General features: G+C 59.7%; 19 protein-coding genes and 1 pseudogene. 5 read left to right on the plus strand and 15 right to left on the minus strand.

Features of this window, described 5'->3' with window-relative positions; translation table 11 throughout:
• Positions 1-8 precede the first annotated feature (8 nt).
• Positions 9-3,749 carry a bifunctional nitrate reductase/sulfite reductase flavoprotein subunit alpha gene (locus Y71_RS05435; RefSeq protein WP_007370491.1) on the plus strand — a complete coding sequence of 1,247 codons (3,741 nt, stop codon included), beginning with the start codon at positions 9-11 and terminating at the stop codon, positions 3,747-3,749.
• A gap of 79 nt (positions 3,750-3,828) precedes the next feature.
• Here Y71_RS05435 and Y71_RS05440 read toward each other — a convergent pair whose 3' ends face one another.
• The 8 genes from Y71_RS05440 to Y71_RS05475 form a co-directional block, all read right to left on the minus strand.
• Entirely contained in the window at positions 3,829-5,151 is a 1,323-nt protein-coding gene (locus Y71_RS05440) for an MmgE/PrpD family protein (RefSeq protein WP_007370492.1), read from the minus strand.
• 31 nt (positions 5,152-5,182) lie between these two features.
• Positions 5,183-5,947, minus strand: coding sequence for an ABC transporter ATP-binding protein (locus tag Y71_RS05445; protein WP_007370493.1), 765 nt, complete (start codon positions 5,945-5,947; stop codon positions 5,183-5,185).
• Entirely contained in the window at positions 5,944-6,810 is an 867-nt protein-coding gene (locus Y71_RS05450) for an ABC transporter ATP-binding protein (RefSeq protein WP_007370494.1), read from the minus strand. Before Y71_RS05450 ends, Y71_RS05445 begins: the two co-directional genes overlap by 4 nt.
• Positions 6,803-7,735, minus strand: a complete 933-nt coding sequence (locus tag Y71_RS05455; protein WP_007370495.1) for an ABC transporter permease — start codon at positions 7,733-7,735, stop codon at positions 6,803-6,805. The genes Y71_RS05450 and Y71_RS05455 overlap by 8 nt, the downstream gene beginning before the upstream one ends.
• Complete coding sequence (locus tag Y71_RS05460; RefSeq protein ID WP_035942088.1) at positions 7,732-8,805, minus strand: ABC transporter permease; 1,074 nt, start codon at positions 8,803-8,805, stop codon at positions 7,732-7,734. Before Y71_RS05460 ends, Y71_RS05455 begins: the two co-directional genes overlap by 4 nt.
• Before the next feature lie 12 nt (positions 8,806-8,817).
• Entirely contained in the window at positions 8,818-10,410 is a 1,593-nt protein-coding gene (locus tag Y71_RS05465; RefSeq protein ID WP_007370497.1) for an ABC transporter substrate-binding protein, read from the minus strand.
• 11 nt (positions 10,411-10,421) lie between these two features.
• On the minus strand, positions 10,422-11,849 hold the full coding sequence (locus tag Y71_RS05470; RefSeq protein WP_007370498.1) for a M20 family metallopeptidase: 1,428 nt from the start codon (positions 11,847-11,849) through the stop codon (positions 10,422-10,424).
• 136 nt (positions 11,850-11,985) lie between these two features.
• Positions 11,986-12,900 (minus strand): LysR family transcriptional regulator, encoded by a 915-nt coding sequence (locus Y71_RS05475; protein WP_007370499.1) that lies wholly within the window; start codon positions 12,898-12,900, stop codon positions 11,986-11,988.
• A gap of 214 nt (positions 12,901-13,114) precedes the next feature.
• Here Y71_RS05475 and Y71_RS05480 point away from each other — a divergent pair.
• Positions 13,115-13,455, plus strand: a pseudogene (locus Y71_RS05480) (nitrous oxide-stimulated promoter family protein).
• Between the two features lie 108 nt (positions 13,456-13,563).
• Here Y71_RS05480 and Y71_RS05485 read toward each other — a convergent pair.
• The 7 genes from Y71_RS05485 to hypA are packed head-to-tail and all read right to left on the minus strand — an operon-like array spanning position 13,564 to position 19,781.
• Positions 13,564-13,992 (minus strand): TOBE domain-containing protein, encoded by a 429-nt coding sequence (locus Y71_RS05485; protein WP_007370502.1) that lies wholly within the window; start codon positions 13,990-13,992, stop codon positions 13,564-13,566.
• Between the two features lie 42 nt (positions 13,993-14,034).
• Positions 14,035-16,110 carry a formate hydrogenlyase transcriptional activator FlhA gene (gene flhA / locus Y71_RS05490; protein WP_007370503.1) on the minus strand — a complete coding sequence of 692 codons (2,076 nt, stop codon included), beginning with the start codon at positions 16,108-16,110 and terminating at the stop codon, positions 14,035-14,037.
• Positions 16,111-16,166: 56 nt separating this feature from the next.
• A complete protein-coding gene (gene hypE / locus Y71_RS05495) occupies positions 16,167-17,177 on the minus strand; it encodes a hydrogenase expression/formation protein HypE (protein ID WP_007370504.1) in 1,011 nt (336 codons plus the stop codon).
• Positions 17,174-18,295: a hydrogenase formation protein HypD gene (hypD, locus tag Y71_RS05500; RefSeq protein ID WP_007370505.1), complete on the minus strand. Its 1,122-nt coding sequence runs from the start codon at positions 18,293-18,295 to the stop codon at positions 17,174-17,176. Before hypD ends, hypE begins: the two co-directional genes overlap by 4 nt.
• Positions 18,295-18,567, minus strand: a complete 273-nt coding sequence (locus Y71_RS05505) for a HypC/HybG/HupF family hydrogenase formation chaperone (protein ID WP_007370506.1) — start codon at positions 18,565-18,567, stop codon at positions 18,295-18,297. The genes hypD and Y71_RS05505 overlap by 1 nt, the downstream gene beginning before the upstream one ends.
• The gene (gene hypB, locus Y71_RS05510; protein WP_007370507.1) at positions 18,558-19,430 is read right to left on the minus strand and encodes a hydrogenase nickel incorporation protein HypB; all 873 of its coding nucleotides are present in this window, start codon (positions 19,428-19,430) and stop codon (positions 18,558-18,560) included. The genes Y71_RS05505 and hypB overlap by 10 nt, the downstream gene beginning before the upstream one ends.
• Positions 19,431-19,433: 3 nt before the next feature.
• On the minus strand, positions 19,434-19,781 hold the full coding sequence (gene hypA / locus Y71_RS05515) for a hydrogenase maturation nickel metallochaperone HypA (protein ID WP_007370508.1): 348 nt from the start codon (positions 19,779-19,781) through the stop codon (positions 19,434-19,436).
• A 198-nt stretch (positions 19,782-19,979) separates the two neighbouring features.
• Here hypA and hycA point away from each other — a divergent pair, with 198 nt between their 5' ends.
• From hycA to hycC, 3 genes are all read left to right on the plus strand, one after another.
• Positions 19,980-20,447: a formate hydrogenlyase regulator HycA gene (hycA, locus tag Y71_RS05520; protein ID WP_007370509.1), complete on the plus strand. Its 468-nt coding sequence runs from the start codon at positions 19,980-19,982 to the stop codon at positions 20,445-20,447.
• 95 nt (positions 20,448-20,542) lie between these two features.
• On the plus strand, positions 20,543-21,151 hold the full coding sequence (locus tag Y71_RS05525) for a 4Fe-4S dicluster domain-containing protein (protein ID WP_007370510.1): 609 nt from the start codon (positions 20,543-20,545) through the stop codon (positions 21,149-21,151).
• Positions 21,148-22,962, plus strand: a complete 1,815-nt coding sequence (gene hycC / locus Y71_RS05530; protein WP_007370511.1) for a formate hydrogenlyase subunit 3 — start codon at positions 21,148-21,150, stop codon at positions 22,960-22,962. The genes Y71_RS05525 and hycC overlap by 4 nt, the downstream gene beginning before the upstream one ends.
• Positions 22,963-22,964 lie beyond the last annotated feature (2 nt).

The following is a 22,964-nucleotide window of genomic DNA, read 5'->3' on the forward strand; positions in this document are numbered from 1 at the left end:
GGGCAAAAATGGATCTAAAAAGTGTATGCCCTTATTGCGGGGTAGGCTGCGGGCTGGTTATGAAAGTGGAAAACCAGCGCATTATCAACGTAGTAGGGGATAAAACGCACCCCACCAATCAGGGGCGTTTATGCACCAAAGGTAAAAGCTGTGCGCAGGCGATTACCGCAGCGGGCAGGCTGGATCGCGCATGGCTGCGCACTTCGCGCCAGCAGGAGTCGGTGCCGGTCGGCATCGACAGCGCCATCACGCAAACCGCACAACGGTTGCGCGCCATTATCGATAATCATGGCCCTGATGCGCTGGCGCTGTATGTGTCCGGGCAGATGTCGCTGGAAGCGCAGTATCTGGCGAACAAGCTGGCAAAGGGGTTTATCGGCACGCAACATATCGAGTCCAACTCGCGGCTGTGCATGGCCAGCGCCGCCAGCGGCTATAAGCTGTCGCTGGGGGCTGACGGGCCGCCGGGATCTTATGATGATTTCGATCGCGCCGATCTCTTTCTGGTGATCGGCGCAAACATGGCCGACTGCCACCCGATCCTGTTTCTGCGCATGATGGACAGAGTCAAAGCCGGGGCAAAGCTGATTGTCGTCGATCCCCGCCGCACCGCCACGGCGGAGAAAGCCTCGCTGTTTTTGCAGATCAAACCCGGCACCGACCTCGCTTTGCTGAACGGTTTGCTCGGGTTACTGGTGCAGAACGGCCAGATCGACGAGGCGTTTATTGAACATTGCACCGAAGGCTGGCAGGCGATGCCGGATTTCTTGCAGGACTATTTACCGCAGCAGGTGGCCGAACGTACCGGGCTGGCGGAGGCGGACATTCGCCAGGCGGCACAGTGGATTGGCGAAGCCACCGAGTGGATGAGTTGCTGGACGATGGGGCTGAACCAGAGCACCCACGGCACCTGGAGCACCAATGCGCTGTGCAATTTGCATCTGGCAACAGGGGCGATTTGCCGTCCCGGCAGCGGCCCGTTCTCGCTGACCGGGCAGCCAAACGCGATGGGCGGGCGCGAAGTGGGCTATATGGGCGCAGGATTGCCCGGCCAGCGCTCGCTGCTGGTGGAAAAAGACAGAGCCTTTGTCGAGCAACTCTGGCAGCGCCCACCGGGTTCATTGCGCAGCGATAGCGGCCACGGCACGGTGTCGATGTTCGATGAGATGCGCGCCGGGAAAATTAAAGCCTGCTGGATAATCTGCACTAACCCGGTCGCCACGGTCCCCAATCGCCAGCAGGTGATTGCCGCGCTACAGCAGGCGGAACTGGTGATCACCCAGGATGCGTTTCTCGATACCGAAACCAACCGCTATGCCGATATTTTGCTGCCGGGCGCGCTGTGGGCGGAAGCGGAAGGGGTGATGATCAACTCCGAACGCACCATGACGCTGATGCAGCAGGCGGTGTTGCCGCCGGGCGAGGCGCTGGCCGACTGGCAAATTATCGCCCGCGTGGCCTGCGAAATGGGCTATGCCGAGGGTTTTACCTATGCCAGCGCTGCCGAAGTCTTCGACGAGATCCGCCAGTCGTATAACCCGGAAACCGGCTATGACATTCGCGGTGCCAGCCATGCGCGGCTGCGCGAGATGCCGTTGCAATGGCCGTGCCCGCCGGATGACACACAGCAACGCCACCCGATTCGTTATCTGCAGCACTGCGCCACGGCGCGGGTGCGTTTCGCCACCGCCAGCGGCAAGGCGCAATTCTTCGCCCGCCCGGATCTGGCACCCGTGGAGATGCCGGATGACGAATTTCCGCTGGTGCTGAATACCGGGCGCGTCCAGCACCAGTGGCATACCCTGACGAAAACCGGGAAGATCCCGATGCTCAATCAGCTTAACCCTGGTCCGTTTGTTGAAATCGCACCACAGGATGCCGAACGGCTCGGCATTCGAGAAAATGATCATGTGGATATTCGCTCCCGGCGCGGGCTGGCGACGCTACCTGCGGTGATCACCGATCGGGTCAGCCCCGGCACCTGTTTCGCGCCGTTTCACTGGAACGATCTGTTTGGCGACAGGCTGGCGATCAACGCGGTGACCAGCGACGCCGTCGATCCCATTTCACTGCAACCGGAACTGAAACATGCCGCCGTCGCGCTGACGCGCAGCGCGCAGCAGCCGGTGATGAGCGAAAAAAACGCCGTAACCGCGCAAGCCACGCCGGGCGTGCTGCTGGTGCTGTGGGCGTCAATGACCGGCAATGCGCAGGCCTTTGCCCGCCGCTGCGCCGGGCATTTTCTCGATGCCGGGCAGGCGGTAAAACTGCGGGGAATGGAGAGCGTCGGCGTGGCCGATATTGCCGCCGCCTCGCACGTATTACTGGTTGCCAGTACCTTCGGCGATGGCGATCCGCCGGACAATGGCGCGGCGCTGTGGGCCGCGCTGGAAAGCGACAGCGCGCCTGAACTTACCGGTATCGCCTTTTCCGTGCTGGCCTTTGGCGACACCAGCTACGATCGGTTTTGCGGCTTTGGCCGCAAGCTTGATGCCCGTCTGGCAGCGCTGGGCGCTCAGCGGCTGGTGGCGCGCCATGAATGCGATGCTGGCGATAATGCGCCAGCGCAGCAGTGGCTGAATGCGGTGCAGCGCGCGCTGCTCGGTGAGGTCATCGCGGAAACCGGCGAAACGCAACCAAAGCCTGGCTTTAGCCGCCATCAGCCGTTAACTGTTCCGCTGGTAGTCAATCAGCGGCTGAACGCGTCGGTGGCGCAAAAAGAGATCCGCCAGGTGGTTTTTGATCTGCAAGGCAGCGGCATGCATTACGAGGCGGGCGATGCGCTCGGCGTCTGGCCGATCAACTGCCCGCAGCAGGTTGATCAGATACTGCGTCTGCTGGAACTGGATGCACAAACGCCGGTACAACTGAGTGATAAAGGTGAAATGACGTTACGTGAAGCGCTGACCAACGAGATGGATATCACGCGCATTACTCCGGAAATCATGCGGTTTGTCTGTGAACAGACCGGCAACGCGGCGCTAAAAACGCGGCTCGACAACACCGGGGAATTATCGCAGTGGCTGTGGGGACGCCAGCTTAGCGATCTGCTGCAGATGTCCCCGGTTCGCGCGTCGGCGCAGGCGTGGTTGTCGGTGCTGCGCCGTTTACAGCCGCGCTTCTACTCCATTTCTTCCAGCCCAAAGGTTTCGCCGCAGCAGGTAGCGCTGACGGTCGCGACGGTGCGTTATGGTGAAGGGAATCAGCGCGGTGGCGTCTGCTCAACGTTTCTCGCCGACCGGGCGACCAGCGCGGCAGTATTTATTCACTCGTCGCCGCACTTCCGTCTGCCCGCCAACCCGCAAACGCCGGTGATTATGGTTGGCGCGGGCACCGGTATCGCGCCGTTTCGCGGCTTCTTACAGGAACGGCAGGCCACCGCTGCGCCGGGCCGCAACTGGCTGTTCTTTGGCGAGCAGCATGCGGCAACGGATTTCTGGTATCAGGAGGAGCTGGAAGCCTGGCAGCGCGGCGGCGTTCTGCACCGCCTGAGCACGGCGTTTTCCCGCGATCAGGCGGAAAAAATCTACGTGCAGCACCGCATGGTGGAAGAGGGGGCTGAGCTGTGGCGCTGGCTGTGCGACGGCGCCTGTTTTTATGTCTGCGGCGATGCCAGCCAGATGGCGAAAGATGTCGACGCGGCGTTAAAGCAGGTGGTGCAAACCTTTGGCGGCATGCGCGCCGATGAGGCCAGCGACTGGGTGGCGGCACTGGCGCGCGAGAAACGCTACCTGCGGGATGTCTATTAGTGGTTTACGGCGGCGGTTTATCATCACCAGCAGTCTGGCAAAGCTCAGCGGAACCCGGCAACCGCAGGGCGATGCTGGCTTATGCATCACCCGGTAGCGAAGGGCGGCTGGTGACCATCATCCGGCGCAGAAAACCGATATCACGCGTTTGTTCCAGATCCGCTAATTGCTGGTAAAGCGCCTGCGCATCGGGCAGATGCGCGCAGCAATCGAGGAATTTCGCCTGCCGTTCCGCCTCGCTGAACGGTTCTTCCAGCACACCTTTTGCCTGCCAGCGCGAGTGGCGAAGCGTGCGGCCATCTTTAAGCGTTACTGTCAGCGTATGCGGCAGCGCGGCGTTTTCATTTTCCTGCTCTGCTGTCCAGTGGCTCATGGTAATACGCGCCAGTTTCTGCGCATCGCTCTGCGCAGCAACGGCCTGCGGCGTGAAATCCGAAACGCTGAGCGCCCCTTTTTCCAGCATCACCGCCACGCAGTAAGGCATGGAAAACCGCGCCTGCATTTCGTCAGCGGGTTGCGGGTACGCCAGGTTGCGCCAGTTGGCAATGCCCACCTGGCAGTGCACCTGTTCAACTTCATCGGTATGGAAGAGCTGTTGCGCCTGCAAATCGGCAATTGCATCCAGAATGCGGTGCGTCGAGCCGCAACAGGGGTGTTTTTTCGGCATGACGCCGATGCGCTCAATCACATGCTGGCGGTCGTTAAGCCAGCCCGGCTGGCTTAACGTTCCGGCATAGAGTTCGGCAAAACCCTGCGGGCATTCAAAAATATCCAGCCTGCCGTGCATCCCCGTGCGGGCAAGGATTGCGGCTTCAACGGCGTTACGCGCGGCCATACCAGCATGAAACGGTTTGAGCGGCGTGCCAAACTGGCCTTTTACACCGCTGGCCATGCTGACCGATATGCTCAGCGTGCGGGCAATGCCTGGCGCATCTTGCCCCATCAGCGCTGCCACGCCTGCGGCGCTACCGATGCAGCCAATGGTCGATGTGCCGTGCCATCCGGCGGTGTAATGGCCGTAACCGGTCGCTTCACCAATAAACGCCTGCGCCTGCAAACCCACCAGATAAGCGGCAATCAGCTCCGCGCCGCTGCTGTTCTGCGCCAGTGCCACCGGTAACAGAGCCGGGAGCAGTACGGCGGAAGCGTGGCTCATGCCCGGCGTAAAATTATCGTCATAGTCGATGGCGTGCGCAGCGGTAGCGTTCACCAGCGCCGCCTGTGCGGCACTGCGCGGCGAATCGTGCCACGCCTCGCTTACCGCGCGGGTGGAAAAGTCATTCTGCCCGGCGACCATGCAGGCCAGCGTATCGGTAATGGCTTCGCGCGCCAGCGTTTTTGCCCGCTCGCTAAAGGGCTGCGGTGCGGCGCACCAGCGCGCCAGCGTTTCGATCAGTGTCATGATGCCAACTCCTTCCGACGCCAGATGGCGCTTATGCTTCACTCGCCGCGAGAAACTCACGGGTATAGGTTTCTTGCGCGTCGCCCTTTCGTAAACGCGCCGCACTGATCTCTTCCAGCAATTTCCCCTGATACATCACGCCAACGCGTTCGCAAAGGTGGGTAACCACCGCCAAATCGTGGGTGACCAAAAGGTAGGTCAGGTTGCGCTGCTGGTGCATGCGGCTGAGTAAGTTGAGGATCTCCGCCTGGACAGAAACATCCAGCGCGGAAGTAGGCTCATCAAGCAGCAGAACCGACGGTTCGAGGATCAACGCGCGGGCAATCGCCACGCGCTGGCGCTGGCCGCCGGAGAGCTGGTGCGGATAGCGGTAACGAAAAGCGTCAGAGAGGCCGACCGCATGCAGCACCTCGCTGATCCGCGCTTCGTGCCGATCCATATCGTGCAGTTTTAGCGGCTCGCGCAGGCTGGCCCACACCATTTTTCGCGGGTGCAGCGAGGCATACGGATCCTGAAAAACCATCTGTACCTGACGGTAAAAGGCTTTGTCGCGGTGCGGCTGTTGTTCACGGTTATTAAACAAAATATGGCCGTGATAGTCCGGGTTTAGCCCGGCCAGCGCCCGCAGAATGGTGGATTTTCCACAGCCGGATTCGCCAATCAGGCCGTAACTTTCACCGCGTGCCAGCATCAGGCAGACATCGTTCACCACCTGGCGGCGCTGGTTGCCCTGACCAAAAGCAATGGCGAGATTGACCATTTCAACGGCGCGTTCGGTTGTTGGGATCGGGTTCATTGGGCTACTCCATTGCGGTAATTGGGGCCGTTGAGCCAGGCGGGATCGCGCGTCGGCACGCGCAGCGTTTCTACCGGTTCGCGCAGCCGGGGCTGGCTGGCGAGCAGCGCCTGAGTATAGGGATGGCAGGCCTGGTCAAGTTCGCTGGCACGGATCTCTTCGACAATGCGCCCGGCGTACATCACCAGCACCCGGTCGCAGAAACGCGACACCAGGTTTAAATCATGAGTGATAAACAGCAGCCCGGTCTGGCGGCGTTGCAGTTGCTCATCAAGAATGCTGAGCACCTGGCGGCGCACAGTGACATCCAGCGCCGAGGTTGGTTCGTCGGCGATGATCAGATCCGGTTCCGGGATCAACATCATGGCGATCATCACCCGCTGCCCCATACCGCCAGAGATTTCGTGCGGGTAGAGGCGGGCGACTTTCGCCACCTCGCGAATATGCACTGACTCCAGCATCTCCAGCGCGCGGGCGCGGGCTTCCTCTTTGCTGACGCGACGGTGTAAACGCCAGGCTTCCGCCACCTGATCGCCAATGCGCATTAACGGATTCAGCGAAAAGCGCGGGTCTTGCAGGATCATCGAAATGCGGTTGCCGCGAATAGTGCGCATTTGCCGTTCGCTGGCGTTCAGCAGATCGAACTCACCGAAACGCATTTTAGCGGCCCGCACCTGGCCGATTTTCGGCGTCAGCTTCAGCAGGGCACGGCAGGTCTGTGATTTCCCCGAACCGGATTCGCCGACAATCGCAACCTTTTCCCGCCCTACCTGAAAGCTCACGTCGCGCACCGCGAGGTTATCTTCGTGCGCCCCTTTAAACAGGATGCTGAGGTTTTCTACTTCCAGCAGTTGATTATTCATGGCGGATATCCATTACATCGCGCAGGCCATCGCCGAGCAGGTTAAAGGCCAGGCTGGTAAACAAAATCGCTAAACCGGGAATGGCGGCAATCCAGCCATTGTTCAGCATAAATTCGCGCCCGGAGGCCAGCATCGCGCCCCATTCCGGGCTGGGTGCCTGCGCGCCAAGGCCAAGAAAGCCAAGCCCGGCGGCGGTGAGAATAATCGCCGCCATATTGAGCGTGACGCGCACCACCACCGATGGCAGGCACATTGGCATCACGTGGCGCAAAATGATGTGCCACGCCGATGCGCCCTGTAAGCGCACCGCTGCGATGTAATCCATCTTGCGGATAGCCAGCGTTTCAGCGCGTGCCAGGCGGGCAATCGGCGGCCAGGCGGAGAGGGAAATGGCGATAATCGCATTCTCAATGCCGGGGCCGAGGGCAGCGACAAACGCCAGTGCGAGGATCAGACTGGGGAAGGCAAGAAAGATATCCACCAGCCGCATCAGCAGCGTATCGACGCGCCCGCCGAGATAGCCCGCCGTGGCGCCAATCACCAGCCCGAGCGGGGTGATAATCAGCGCCGTCAACCCGGTGATATAGAGCGTGATGCGCGCGCCATAAAGCAGGCGGCTGAAGATGTCGCGCCCCAGTTCATCGGTGCCGAGCCAGTGCTCCGCACTCGGGGGCTGCAGGCGCAGCGCCAGGTTTTGCGCGTAGATATCGTGGTTTGCCAGCCACGGCGCAAACAGCGCGGCGGCAACAATGATCAGCAGCACCAGCAGGCCAAACAGCGCGGAGTGGTTGGCGCAAAAACGTCGCCACTGGATCCAGGCAAGCTGAACTCTGGCCTGCAACGGGGTTTGCGGCGCCGGATCGCGCAGCCACGCGCGCAGCCCCTGGCGCGGATGGGCGCGCAGGTATTTGGTCGAATCGGTCATTGCTCCTCCCGTCGCGTGCGCGGATCGAAGATGCGGTACAGCAGATCGCACAGCAGGTTAAGGGCGACAAAAATCGCGCCGGTCAGCAGAGTGCAGCCGACCACGGCATTCATATCGCCCGCCAGCAGAGCGTTGGTCAGGTAGCGGCCAAAACCGGGCCAGGCAAAGACGGTTTCCGTCAATACCGCCCCTTCCAGCAGCCACGCCCAGGAGAGCGCCACCACGGTCAGCACCGGCACGGCAATATTGCGAAACGCATGTACCCAGACGCAGCGCGCCCAGGACAAACCTTTGACGCGGGCAGTGATGATGTACTCCTGGGAAAGCTGCTCGATCATAAAACTGCGGGTCATGCGGCTGATATACGCCAGCGCGCTCAGCCCGAGGATCGAGGCGGGCAGAATGATGTGGCTGAAGACGTTTTTGAATACCGCCCAGTTGCCGCTCAGTGCGCCATCCAGCAGCCAGAATCCGGTGACCGGGTGTAGCTCGAATTCGTAGATAAAGTCGATGCGCCCCGGACCACCGATCCAGCCAAGGGTGGCGTAAAACAGCAGCAGCCCCATTAACCCCAGCCAGAAGTGCGGCGTGGAGTAACTCAGCAAACCGACAAAACGGATCAGGTGATCAAACCACGAGTTGCGATACATTGCGGCGAAAACCCCGGCGGGAATGCCGAGGCCGACGCCAATTATCGCCGCCACCGTGGCCAGTTCCAGCGTTGCCGGAAAGACGCGGGCGATATCCTGCGCCACAGGCTGGCTGGTGGTCAGCGCGGTGCCGAAATCCAGGTGCAGCAACTGCCAGACATAATCGACAAACTGTTTCCACAGCGGCTGATTCAGCCCGAGTTGCGCATACATCTTCTCGTAGGCTTCGTGGCTGGCGTTATCGCCAATCACCGCCACTACCGGGTCGATAGGCAGCAGCCGACCGATAAAGAAGGTCAGCGCCGCCAGCCCCAGCAGCGTACAGCAGATGGAAAGGGCTCCCCGGAAGACACGGCCTGTCAGGCGCATCCACGGCGGCGGAGCGTTATCGGTTGTGGTCGGTGCAATAACCTGAGACATCAGCAACCTCCATTACTTACTTGCGTCACCGTACCAGACGCGAAAACCGTTCCACGTCCAGTTCTTCACCGCCGGGCTAATGCCCGCGCTGTTGTACATCTGGAACATGATCGCCATCGGTCCTTTTTCCATGACCTCTTTCTGCAATGCGGCATACATCTCACTGCGTTTGGCGTCATCCGGCTCCAGCAGGGCGGCTTCCACTTTCTGGTTCATCTGCGCGTCGTAGTAAGCGGCGCGCCAGCTCGGATACTGCGTGGCGCGAGCCTCTTTGCGGTTATCCGGGTTAAACACCAGCCTTGAGGCGTTGCCGTAGGCATCCGGCACGGAGGTTTGCCAGGCCATCATCGCGCTCTGGAATTCGCGTCCGCGCGCCCGGCTAAACAACTGAGCGTTCGCCATGCGCTCCAGCGTCAGCTTGACGCCGATTTTCGAGGCATTCTGCTGAATGCTTTGCGCGATGGGCGCGGAGTGGGCAAGGGTGCCGAAAATGACCGACGCGCTAAAACCATTTGGGTAACCGGCTTCGGTGAGTAGCTGTTTGGCTTTCGCCAGATCGAGTTTGAACGGCTGGCCCTCCTTTTCGTCCAGCGCGCCGAACGCGCCAAGCTGCACAAAGCTCGCGCGCGGTACACCGAGGTAAGGCATCACGCTTTTGCCTAAGCCGTCGTAGTCGATCAGATAGCGCATGGCGAGGCGCACTTTTTCATTTTTGAAGATTGGATCTTCGTTGTTGAAGGTCCAGAAAAAGAGCTGCGGTTTCAGGACTTTGTCCACCCTGACTTTGCCGCCTTGATCCAGGGTTTTCAGATCATCAGCCGACAGATCGCGGGCAATATCCACATCACCCTGCGTCAACAGCAGGCGCTGCGTGCCGGTTTCGGCAACGTGGCGGATCAGTACACGTTTCAGTACCGGCGCTTTGCCCCAGTAGTGATCGGTGGCCTGCAACATCACGCCTTCACCGGCGTTCCAGCGCACCAGTTGATACGGGCCAACACAGGCAGTATGCGTGGTGAGGTATTTGTGGCCGAAATCACCCTCCACGGCCTCTTTTTCCACCACTTTGCGGTTGAGCAGCGACGAGACGTTATTGGCGGCGATTGCCTGTAAAACGAGGCTGGTGGGGTAGGGTTTATCCAGCGTCATTACCAGCGTTTTGTCATCCGGCGCGATAATGCGGCTGTCGACATTCTCTTTGTTAAAGCCATATTCGGTGATTTGCGCGGCGTTACCGTAACCGAGTTTCACCACCCGCTGCATGGACCACGCCAGATCGCCTGCGCTGGCGGGCGTGCCGTCCGGGAACTTCAGGTTGTCCTGCAAATGGAACGTAAGGGTCTTGCGGTCCGGCGAGACATCCCAGCTTTTCGCCATGGCCGGGGTCAGTTTCTTCTCATCTTTCACATCAAAATCGACCAGCGCATCGCAGGTGTTGGCGTAGATTTCGCTGGTCACCACTTCGCCAATCTGCGCCGGGTCCCAGGTGCTGATGGCGTCAATATTCCATGCCATCACCAGTGAATCCGGCGGCGTGGCGGCCTGAGCATGAAGGCTGACGGCGCTGGTCAGCGCCACGGCTACGGCAATCGGGGTGAATTTCATGTCGGATATCCTTATAACGTGGCCGGGCGTGGCTGGATGGGTGGCATCACCTCTTCCGGGATGGGGCAGTGATACGGTTTTTCGCTCACCTGCTCGAAGTGCGCTTTTTTCACTTGCGCCAGTAGTACCTTGTCGGTCAACACATCGACGGCAGTGGCAGCCATCACTTTCGCCACATGGGAAAGGCCTTTATGGGCGGCAGGCATCTTGCCCTGTGCGGTGAGTTGCCAGGAGTGGCCCGGCGTGCCAATCGCCATGGTGGGAATATGCGCCTGCACGGTCGGCAGCACCCAACTGACATCGCCGACGTCGGTGGAGCCAATCATCACTTCGCCGTGGGTATCCAGCGGGATGATGTAGTCGCTGAGCGGTTTCGGGTTTGCGGGTTTAATCCCGGTTTTGCGATAGCAACTGGCAATCTCCTCTTCGGAGAGCGTGCCCTGGATTTCAGCGGCAAAGGCCATGTCGGCATCGTCGAACGGCACCGTACCAAGGCTTTCCAGATTGCGCTGCATCGCCTCTTCCAGCGGACGGTTGCCGAGCAGGTTAGAGACGGCGCTCATGATGCTGATCTCCACTTTGGTGTCGGTCATCAGCGCAGCGCCCTGCGCCACACGTTTTACGCGTTCGTTCAGTTCAAACATGGCGTGGACATCGCGCGCGCGAATGGCGTAGCGCACCGCTGCTTTCGCCTGCACCACGTTTGGCGCAATGCCGCCGGAATCGAGCATCGCGTAATGGATGCGGGAATCCTGCGGTACATGCTCACGCAGAAACTGGACGCCCACGTTCATCAATTCTGCGGCGTCGAGCGCGCTGCGGCCTAAATGTGGGGAGGCGGCGGCGTGGGAGGAGCGGCCAGTGAAGAAGAAATCCATGCGGGTATTGGCCAGCGACAGCGGTTTCGCCACTTCATGATGTGCGCTGGGATGCCAGGTGATCGCCACATCAACACCATCGAAAGCTCCGGCGCGCGCCATAAAGGATTTCGCCGCGCCGCCTTCTTCCGCCGGACAACCGTAGTAACGTACTCGGCCCGGCGTGCCGGTCTCTTCCAGCCAGGCTTTCAGCGCGGTGGCTGCCAGCATGGCGCCGGAGCCGAGCAGATTATGCCCGCAACCGTGTCCATGACCGTTGCCCGGCAGCGGCGAGTAGTGCGCGACGCCGGAGGCCTGGCTCAGACCAGGCAATGCATCGTATTCACCTAGGAAAGCGATGATCGGCCCGCCGCTTCCCGCTTCGCCCATTACGGCGGTAGGAATACCGGCGACGTTTTCAGTGACGCGGAAACCTTGCGTTTTTAGCATGGCGGTATGTTCGGCCACCGAGCGGTATTCGGTGTAGCAGATCTCTGGTGTACCCCATACACGATCGCTGAGATCGCAGAAATCGTGCTGATAGTTCTCTACCCACTTCCAGACTAACGCTTTGTTTTCCATGATACTCCCCAGTTTGGTTGGTCGGCATAATGCGCACGCGTTAACGTCGCTGTACCACCAGAATGAGGGCAACGGTTCGTAAAAGGCCAATGAGCAATTCACACTGGCTATTCCGTTCTTGCATAGTCTGCCGCCATCAGGCGGCATGGGCGGTTTCGCTCTGCTGGATCAACTGCCAAAGTTGTTCAGCTTGCGGGTTGCGCAGCACCGGCTGGCGATAGAGACGGATCGCCAGTTTGATCTCCTGGTCACTGCTGCCGGCGCGCACCAGCGTGCCGTTTGACAGCTCCTCGTGGACAAGGCTCAGCGGCAGCCAGGCGACGCCACCGCCCGCCAGCGTCATCGCTTTCAGGTTGGCCGACATGCCGTTTTCATACACCGCTTCCAGCGGCAACGGGCGTTCGCTCAGCATTTGCGCCAGCGCATGGGCGAAAAAGGAGTGGCTGCCGTAGCTCAGCCACGGAATCGGGCGTCCATTGGGGTTGATGGGGTAAAGCGGCTGCCCGCCGCTGTCCGGTCGGCAGACCGGAATCGCCCATTCGCGGCCTAAATGGATCATCGGGTAAGGCGCAAGCTGGCGGATCAGCGACACTGCATCGTGGGCGTAGGTAAGCAGAAAATCGGTTTCGCCGCTGTGCAGAGTGGCGATGTGCTCGACAAAGCTCGGCTTGGAGTTGCACATGCGGATATACCCAAGCTGGTGTTGCAGGTTCAGGCGCTGGATCCAGTCCGGGAAAAAGGTCAGCGACAGGGTATTGAGCATGGCAAAGCGCAACACCGCCGTGCGGGAACGAAAGCGCTGGTTGAGATCGTTACGCAGATGGGTCATGGCGAACACGGTTTCGCTGGCGGTGGCGTGAAAGGCTTCTCCCTCCGGCGTCAGCGTGACCGGATAGGTTTTGCGATCGAACAGCGGGACGCCAAGCCACTCTTCCAGTTGGCGGATGCGACGGCTAAGGGCGGACTGGGTGATGTGCCGCTCATCGGCGGCGCGCGTGAAGCTAAGACTGCGGGCGACACTGAGAAAATCTTCGAACCATTTCAATTCCATAGCGATACCTTGTGAAATGAATGGGAAAACGTCTCCTCGGGTAAACAGTCAGTTACGCAAGAAACGCGCCACTCTTGCAGGCGGGCGTTCACGCGCACTGTGGCGTAGAGTCGGGGAAGAAGCCCCCATGATTGCGCAGAAAGTGCACTAATGAGGTGCAACGGAGTAGTATTAAGATGTATTATTAATGCATCTTAATTGATGGGTATTGTGTATGTCTGGTCCACGGATCCTGCGGGAGAAACTGACCATCCGCAAAATGATCGCGCTCTATCAGCGTGCCTGCCCGGATGCGGTTAGCAGTGAATCGCACTATGCGAATTTGTACGCTTATGCGGAAAAACGGCTGGATAAGTGCGTGTTCGGCGAAGAGAAACCGGCCTGCAAGCAGTGCCCGGTGCACTGTTACCAGCCCGCAAAGGTGAAGAGATGAAGCAGATTATGCGCTGGGCGGGGCCGCGCATGTTATGGCGGCATCCGGTGCTGACGGTACGCCATTTGATTGACGATAAACGCCCGGTGCCAGAGCTGCCGGAGAAGTATCGGCGGAAATAGGTTGAGTTGCCGTCCGGCGTTTTTGGAAGATCGTGGAATTATTTCGTTCACCAGCGGCGCAGGCCGGATGGCAGCTTCGCCTTATCCGGCCTGCAACTGCGGCTGCACTCAGGCGCGCGTAGCGATCAAAATCGCCGACGCCTTAATCAGCGCAATCACGCGTTTACCGCTGTCCAGCTGCAAATCCTGCACACTTTCATTGGTCACCACCGCCACCAGCTCAAACCCGGCATCGGTCTGCACATGCACCGTGGCATTGACCGCGCCTTCGGTCACCGAAGTGACTTTCCCGGCGAACTGATTGCGGGCGGAGAACTTCAACCCGCTATCTTCGGTCGCTAGCGTCACCCACGGCGCTTTGATCAGCGCGATAGCCTCTTTGCCTGGTGTCAGCCCCAGCGCCGCCTGGCTGCTGCTGGTGACAATCGCCACCAGCGTTGCGCCGCCGTCGAGAGTGAGTTCCACTTCATCATTCACGGCACCGTGAGAGGTTGCACTGACCTTGCCTGTTAATTGATTTCGCGCTGAAACTGCCATAGACCCTCCATAATGTATGGATATGTTGAATATTTTTCCAGCTTAACATAGTGCGTCTTTATTGATACCTAAACGTTTCATGCGCGAAAGCAGGGTGGTGCGTTTAAGTCCCAGCCGCTGCGCTGCGCCTTTTGGCCCGGCGACCACACCGTTGGTTTCGCGCAGCACACGAACAATCAGCTGGTACTCATCTTCGCCTTCGCGAGCCACTTCAGCAGGCTCCGCTACGGGCTGAGGCGGAACGGTGATTTCCGGCAGCGAAAGTTGCAGTACATTGCCGTGCGTCAGCAGTACCGCCCGTTCGATGACGTTCTCCAGCTCACGCACGTTGCCCGGCCACTCCATGGAACTCAGCACGCGTAAGGTTTCCGCCGGAATACTGTCGATGCTGCGGCCCATTTTGCGGGCAATTTTGAAGGTGAAGGCTTTCACCAGCAGCGGAATGTCTTCCGGCCGTTCGCGCAGCGGCGGCAGATGAATCGGGAAGACATTGAGCCGGTAGTAAAGATCGCTGCGGAACTCTCGATCGGCGACCATCTGTTTCAGATCGCGGTTGGTGGCGGCGATCAGCCGCACATCGGTCTGGATCAGTTTATTACTGCCGAGCCGCTCGAACTCCTGCTCCTGCAATACGCGCAGCAGCTTCGGTTGTAGCTCCAGCGGCATATCGCCCACTTCATCAAGAAACAGCGAGCTTTTATCCGCCAGCTCGAAGCGGCCAATTCGCTGGGTGCTGGCACCGGTAAACGCGCCGCGCTCATGGCCAAAGAGATCGCTTTCCAGCAGCCCGGCGGGCATGGCGGCGCAGTTCATCTTCACCATTCTGCGGCTATTGCGATCGCTGAGGTTATGGATCGCACGGGCAATCAGCTCCTTGCCGGTGCCGGTTTCGCCAAGGATCAGCACCGTGCTGTTACTTTGCGCCACCATCTCAACCTGTTTCAGCACGCTGAACATCGCCTGGCTGCGGCCGATGATCTCGCCAAACTCGCTATCGACATTATTTAGCTGCTCGGTCAGCGCCAGGTTTTCATCCACCAGCCGCTCCTTCAGGCGGTGAATTTCCTGGTACGCCAGCGCGTTATCCACGGCAATAGCGATGCGTTCGGCGATCTGGCGCAGCAGCTTGAGATTCGCCTGGGTAAACACCTCTTTCTGGCACTGCGCCAGTTTCAGCACGCCGAGCAGATTTTTGCCGGACATCAGCGGCAGCAGGCACAGCGTCTGGATCTGGTTGCCCCAGGTTTCAAACAGCATCCGCTCGTAGGGCGCGAGTTTGTCGCGTTCGTGCAGATTGAGCAGCAGCATCTCTTTGCTGCGGAATACCCGTTCGGTCAGCGTTCCCTCTTCGTCGGCTTCCTGAATCTCATGCTTCGGATTCAGTTCATCTTTGTAGTGCGTCGAATAGATAGTCAGCTTGCCTTTGCGGCTACCGCGTAGCACCAGGCTGATGGCGTCGATGCCGAAATAGTAGTGGATCTCTTTCGCCACCTCGCTGACCAGCTCGTCCATATGCAGCCGCGAGAGCACCGCATTGGTGATGGCTACCAGAATGCGAAAATCGTCCCGCTCCTGGCACAATAGCTGGTAATCCGGCGTCTGACTGTCGCGGCTCTGGAGCTGCTCGGCGACCACGGCGACGATTTGCGCCAGGGTGTGCAGGCGTTCGCTCTCTTTATCGCTCCACGGTTGCCCGTCGTGGCGAAAAAATTCGCAGCCGCCGAAAATTTGCCCCTCCGCCGCCAGCGGCAGCAGGCAGTAGTGCGCAAACGGCGGATAGAGCCGGTTCTGCGTCAACGCCGGCCAGGTTTCCGCAAACGTGGCTGCGCTGCAATAGAGCGCCTGTGGGTGGGAAAGAATGTGCCTGACTGGCCCACTCGCCAGCAGTAAATGATCCTCATAAGTTGCGTTGTTTGCAGGGGCGTTGACGGCGTAGCGGCTGGCGCTGTGGCTGTCTGCATGCCACAGCACAATCGCCGCGCTATCCGCGAGTGCCGCCTGGCGGGTCAGCCGGGCCAGCGTTTCGCTGAGTGACGCCATATCCGGCTGTTGTAACAAAACACGGGTGATATCGAACAACCCCTGTTGTCCGAGATCGCTCATCGGTGTATACGACATATTGCTCATCCAGGAACACACTCGCAGGTGTGAAAAAAATAATAAAAAACAAAAAATTAGCAAATACGCGGTAACGGTTCCGCGTGGGGTAAATCTAACAGGCGTTTAACGCCGTACAGCCCCGCCAGGCGTACGCCCTGACGTTCAACAACTTCACCAATGATAGCGGCATCCGCGCCAAGCGGGTGGGCGCGTAAACGTGACAGCGCCTGCTCTGCGGCCTCGCGCTGTACGGCAATCACCAGTTTGCCTTCGTTGGCAAAGTTCAGCGCTTCCAGCCCCAGTAACTCGCAAACGCCGCGCACCGCCGGTTTCACCGGTAACGCGGCTTCGTTGAGCTCGATACCGAAGCCGCAGGCTGCGGCAAACTCATGCACCACCGCATTCACGCCGCCGCGCGTGGCATCGCGCAGCGCTTTCACGCCGGGAAGATCGTGCAGGGTGGCGATTAACGGCGTCAGCACCGCGCAATCGCTGGACAACTCGCCGTCCAGCCCCAGCCCTTCGCGCAAGTTAAGAATCGTTGCGCCGTGATCGCCCAGCGTACCGCTTGCCAGCAGTACATCGCCCGGTTGCAGCGACTGCGCCGCCCAGCGAATCGAACGTGGAATCGCGCCAATCCCGGCGGTATTGATAAATAGCTTATCCGCCGCGCCGCGCTGCACCACTTTGGTATCGCCGGTCACAATCGCGATATCGGCCGCGCGGGCGGTGGCGGCCATGCTGTCGACGACGGTTTTCAGCGTCGCCATCGGCAGGCCTTCTTCAAGGATAAACCCGCAAGAGAGATAGCGCGGTGTCGCGCCGCTGACGGCGATGTCGTTGGCGGTGCCGCACACCGCCAGCTTGCCAATATTGCCGCCGGGAAAGAACAGCGGATCGATCACATAGCTGTCGGTGGAGAACGCCAGCCTGTCACCGCTGGCGGCCAGTGCGGCCAGATCCAGCCGCGCCTGATCTTCCTGCTCGGCCAGCCACGGGTTGGCAAACGCCTCCATAAAGAGCTGGCTGATAAGCTGTTGCATCGCCTGGCCGCCGCTGCCGTGGGCGAGTTGGACTTCATTCATACTTCACACTCCTGAGCGCGATACTGATACCAGGCTGCGCAGGCTCCTTCTGAGGAGACCATCAGCGCACCAAAGGCGCTTTGCGGATTACAGGTGTTGCCAAACAGCGGGCACTGGTGCGGTTTGCAGCGGCCGGTCAGCACATCGCCGCAGCGGGCGCGCGGATCGTCATACACCTGCTGCGCGGCCGGACGAAAGTGCGCTTCGGCATCAAACTGCTGATAAGCCTGCGTCAGATGTACACCGGATTCGCCAATCACCCCCAGCCCGCGCCACTCGCTGTCGCCGCTGACGGCAAACACATCGGCAATGGCGGCCTGCGCCAGCCGGTTGCCTTCATCCGGTACGACGCGGCGGTACTGGTTTTCCACCCGGCTCTGCGCGGCGATTTTCTGTTCCACCAGCATCACCACGCCCTGCAACAAATCCAGTGGTTCAAACCCGGCAACCACTAGCGGGCGGCGAAATTCTTCGGCAATAAAGGTGTACGCGTCGGTACCGATCACCATGCTGACATGGCCGGGCGCAAGGAAAGCGTCGATGCCGTTATCCGGCTGCTCCAGCAAGCTGCGCAGCGTAGGGATCAGCGTAATGTGCTGGCAGAAAAACCAGAAGTTATTGATGTTGCGGGCTTTCGCCTGTTGCAGCGTAATGGCCGTGGCGGGCATGGTGGTTTCGAAACCGAGGCCGAAGAACACCACTTTGCGCTGCGGATTTTTTTCCGCCAGCGCCAGCGCATCCATCGGTGAATAGACGATGCGCACATCGGCACCGCGCGCTTTCGCCTGTAACAGCGAGCCTTTTTTCCCCGGTACACGAATGGCGTCGCCGAAAGTACAGAAGATCACTTCCGGATGGCTGGCGATCTCCACGCAGGTATCAATACGCCCCATTGGTAACACGCACACCGGGCAGCCCGGCCCGTGGATAAACTCGATGTTTTCCGGCAGCAACTGATCGAGGCCGAATTTAAAGATGGCGTGCGTATGGCCGCCGCACACTTCCATAATGCGCAGCGGACGCGCGGCGGTATAGCTAAGATGAGAGGCCCGTTCGCGCAGATGGGCAATCAGTTGCATCACCTGTTCCGGGGCGCGATATTCGTCGACAAAACGCATTATTTCTCCTCGCCGTAGAGCAGCGCGCCGACATCCGGCTCGACATCGAACATGTTTTGCAGCGCCGCCAGCGTATCCAGCGCCTCCGCTTCGTTAATCACGCTCATGGCAAAACCGACATGCACCAGCACCCACTGGCCGAGACGCGGCTGGCCGTGTTCATCATGGCTGCCGACCAGGGTTAAATCCACGTCGCGCTGAATGCCGCAGACGTCCACTTTGGCTTGCAGGCCGTCAATGGCGCAAATTTGCCCCGGTACGCCTATGCACATCGTTGTGTCTCCAGCCAGTCGAGCCAGGCGTCCATCCCGTCGCCTTTGGTGGCGGAAACCAGCAGGATCTCAATCTGCGGGTTCACTTCACGGGCGTAGGCGATGCAGCGTTCGACATCGAAATTGAGGTACGGCAGCAGATCCACTTTGTTCAGCAGCATCAGCGAGGCGGCAGCGAACATGTGCGGATATTTCAGCGGCTTGTCTTCCCCTTCAGTCACTGACAGTACCGCCACTTTATGGCGTTCGCCCAGATCGAAGCCCGCCGGGCATACCAGGTTACCAACGTTTTCAATAAACAGAATGCCGCGATCGTCGAGCGGCAGACGCGGCGCAGCATCGGCAATCATCTGCGCATCCAGGTGGCAACCCTTGCCGGTGTTCACCTGAATCGCCGGGGTACCGGTGGCGCGAATACGTGCGGCGTCATTGACGGTTTGCTGATCCCCTTCGATCACCGCGCAGGGTACGCGCGCATTCAGGCGCTGCAGGGTTTCGGTAAGCAGGGTGGTTTTGCCGGAGCCAGGGCTGGAGACCAGGTTCAGCACCAGTTGCTGGCGGGCGGCAAAGCGGGCGCGGTTGCGGGCGGCGATCTGGTTATTTTTATCCAGTACGTCGATCTCCACTTCCAGCATCCGGCGCTGGCTCATGCCCGGCGCGTGGGTGCCGGCTTCGCCGTGACCGTAATGCAAATCGCCGTTACCCGATTGGGTTGGGGTGAACTCTCGGGTATTGACGCGGGTTATAGTTAGCGCAGGGCGCGCAGCAGGGGCGAACGGTGCGCTGCGAAACGCAGAGTGCGGGTTATGTTCGTCACCCTCGATATAAAGGTTACCGTCCTGACAACCACATGTTGTACACATTGTTTACTCCTCAATTTCCAGGCGCTGAATTTGCATTCCATCGTCGGCAACGATCTGCAACTGGTCGCTGTGGCATTGTGGGCAGCGGCGAACACGCTGGGTGAGCAGCGTGACGTACTGCCGACAAGACTCGCACCAGCACTCCGCTTGCTGTTGTTCGATGTGCAGTGTACAACCTTCAGCCAGGCTGCCACGGCACACCAGATCAAAACAAAACGTTAAAGCTTCGGTTTCGACACAGGAAAATGCGCCCACTTTTAACCAGACGCCGGTAACCCGACGCGCGCCGCTCGCGGTGGCCTGTTGTTCAATAATTTCCAGCGCCCGCTGGCACAAAGTGATCTCATGCATAATCCCTCCTTATGAGTTGCCGCGTTAATGCAATAAGAGTGCCATGAGTGATTTTGACACTGTGACGATGTCGAACCTGTCGAGATGACACGTCGAAATTAACGAATATTTTTATTTATTCCTTTAATAATCAATAAATTAAATGTTGGCATGGATGATGCTTTACCGCCGTTGTTTCAATTAATCAGGTAAGCAGACATGACGATTTGGGAAATTAGCGAAAAGGCAGATTACATTGCCGGGCGACACCATCTCCTGCAGGAGGAGTGGCGCAGTTACTGCAACGCGCTGGTTCAGGGGATCACGCTGTCAAAAGCGCGCCTGCACCATGCCATAGGTTGCGCGCCAGAGCAGCAGCTCTGTTTTGAGCTGTTCGGCCACTTCACGGTCACCGTCTCTCTGACCGGCGGCTTTAATGGTCATACCATCGAATATGCGATTGCCAATAAAGATGGCAGCGATAAACGCTTGATTGCAAAGGCGCAGCTCACCAGCGACGGCAAAGTGGACGGCGTTATCAGCACCCACGATCGTGAAAAAGTGCTGGAGCACTATCTGGAAAAAATCGCCACGGTTTACGACAGCCTGTACGCGGCGGTGGAAAACGATACCCCCATCAATCTCTCTCTTCTTGCCAGCAGCGCGCACGCGTCTGCGCTGGCCTGAGTTTGGGTGTCGAGATGTGTCGAAGTGACACGTCGTGCGACTGATTTCGTCAAAAATGACCGCCCGGACTGGGTGAATCACCTGAGGATTAGCTGGTGAACCGTTTTGTAATTGCCGACCCGGCGCTCTGTATCGGCTGCCACACCTGCGAGGCGGCCTGCGCGGAGACGCACCGCGCGTATGGCTTGCAGTCGATGCCGCGGCTGCGCGTGATGCGTAATGAACATGAATCCGCGCCGCAGCAGTGCCACCACTGCGAAGACGCGCCCTGTGCGGGCGTTTGTCCGGTAAACGCCATTAATTGCGTCGATGGCGCGGTGCAGTTAAATGAAAGCCTGTGCGTAAGCTGCAAACTGTGCGCGATTGCCTGCCCGTTTGGCGCTATCGAATTTGCCGGTAGCCGTCCGCTGGATATTCCGGCCAACGTTAACTCGCCGCTCGCGCCCGCCGCGCCGCCTGCGCCTGCGCGCGTCAGTACGCTGCTGGACTGGGTGCCTGGCGTGCGGGCTATCGCCGTGAAGTGCGATCTCTGCCATTTCGATGATCAAGGCCCGGCCTGCGTGCGGATGTGCCCGACCAAGGCGCTGCATCTGGTCAATAACCTCGACATCGCCCGCGCCAGCCGTCGCAAACGCGAGCAGACCCTGAATACGGACTACGGCGATTTGTCGCTGTTTACCCAGCTTAACCGGAGTGCAAAATGACGATCCTCTCTTTGCTCAACGGCGCGGTGGCGGTGTTTATCTGCGCTGCTGCGCTGGCGTACCTGTTTACGCGGGCGAAAATTCTCAGCGGCTGGCTGGCCGGTCTTGGCGGCGCAATCGGCAGCGCCATGGCGACAGTCGCCGGGTTGTTGTCGCTGCTGGGCGCTGATGCCGTTTCCGGCAGCCTGACGCTGTTGCAGTACCCGTTACTGGTCACACCCCTGCGTGCCGTGTGGGTGATCACCTTCGGCCTCTGCGGCCTGCTTATCAGCCTCTATAACATCCACTGGCACCGCCATGACGCGGTGAAAGCCAACGGGTTGTTGATCAATTTGCTACTGGCCGCCGCGCTGTGCGCCGTCTGCGCCGCGAATCTGGGCGAGCTGGTCGTGATGAGCGAAATCATGGCGCTGAGCGCGGTGTTTCTTACCGGGTGCAGCGCCTCTGGCAAGCTGTGGTTTGCCATGGGGCGTCTTGGCACGGTGCTGCTGGTGCTGGCCTGCTGGTTTATCTGGCAGCGTTATCAGACGCTCGATTTTGTTCAGCTTAGCGGGCAACAACTGAGCAGTGGCGTCTGGCTGCTGGGGGTGATTGGTTTTGGTTTGCTGGCGGGGATTATTCCGCTGCACGCCTGGGCGCCGCAGGCGCATGCCAGCGCGCAAGCGCCGGCCGCCGCGCTCTTTTCTACGGTGGTGATGAAAGTCGGGCTGTTCGGCATTCTCAGTTTCTCCTTGCTGGGCGGCCAGCCGCCGCTGTGGTGGGGCGTTGTGCTGCTGGTATTCGGCATGATCACCGCCTTTGTCGGCGGTTTGTATGCGCTGATGGAGCACAATATTCAGCGCCTGCTGGCGTATCACACGCTGGAAAACATCGGCATCATTTTGCTTGGCCTTGGCGCGGGCGTAACCGGGCTGGCATTGCAGCAACCGGCGCTGATGGCGCTGGGGCTGGTTGGCGGTCTGTATCACCTTTTCAACCACAGCCTGTTTAAGAGCACGCTGTTTCTTGGCGCGGGTGCGCTGTGGTTTGGCACCGGCTATCGCGATATCGAAAAACTGGGCGGTATCGGCAAAAAAATGCCGCTTATCTCGCTGGCGATGCTGGTCGGGCTGATGGCGATGGCGGCGCTGCCGCCGCTCAATGGCTTTGCCGGTGAGTGGGTGATTTATCAATCCTTCTTCAGCCTGAGCGGTAGCGGCCACTTTGTCCTGCAACTGATTGGGCCGCTGCTGGCCGTTGGCCTGGCGATAACCGGTGCGCTGGCGGTGATGTGTATGGCGAAAGTCTATGGCGTCACCTTCCTTGGCGCGCCGCGCACCCCGCAGGCGGAAAACCCGCAATCCATTCCCTGGCTGATGACCGCAAGCGTGGCCGTACTGGCACTCTGCTGCGTTATTGGCGGCGTTGCTGCGCCGTGGCTGCTGCCGCGTCTGTATGCCGCCGTACCGCTGCCGCTGCATACCGCGAACACGGTGGTGTCACAACCGATGATCACGCTGCTGCTGATTGCCATGCCACTGCTGCCGCTGCTGTTGATGGTGCTGTTTAAAGGCGATCGTCTTCCGTCCCGCAGCCGCGGAAGCGCCTGGGTCTGCGGCTACGATCATGAAGGCTCAATGGTGATCACCGCCCACGGTTTTGCCATGCCGGTAAAAGCCGCATTTGCCCCGGTGTTGAAGCTGCGCAAATGGCTGGAACCCACGCTGATTCTGCCCGGCTGGCGTACCGACGCGGCTCCGCTGCTGTTTCGTCGGCTGGCACTGATTGAGCTGGCGGTGCTGGTGGTTGTGGTGATTTCCCGAGGAGCCTGATG

The sequence above is a fragment of the Kosakonia radicincitans DSM 16656 genome, from assembly GCF_000280495.2.
GTDB lineage: Bacteria > Pseudomonadota > Gammaproteobacteria > Enterobacterales > Enterobacteriaceae > Kosakonia > Kosakonia radicincitans.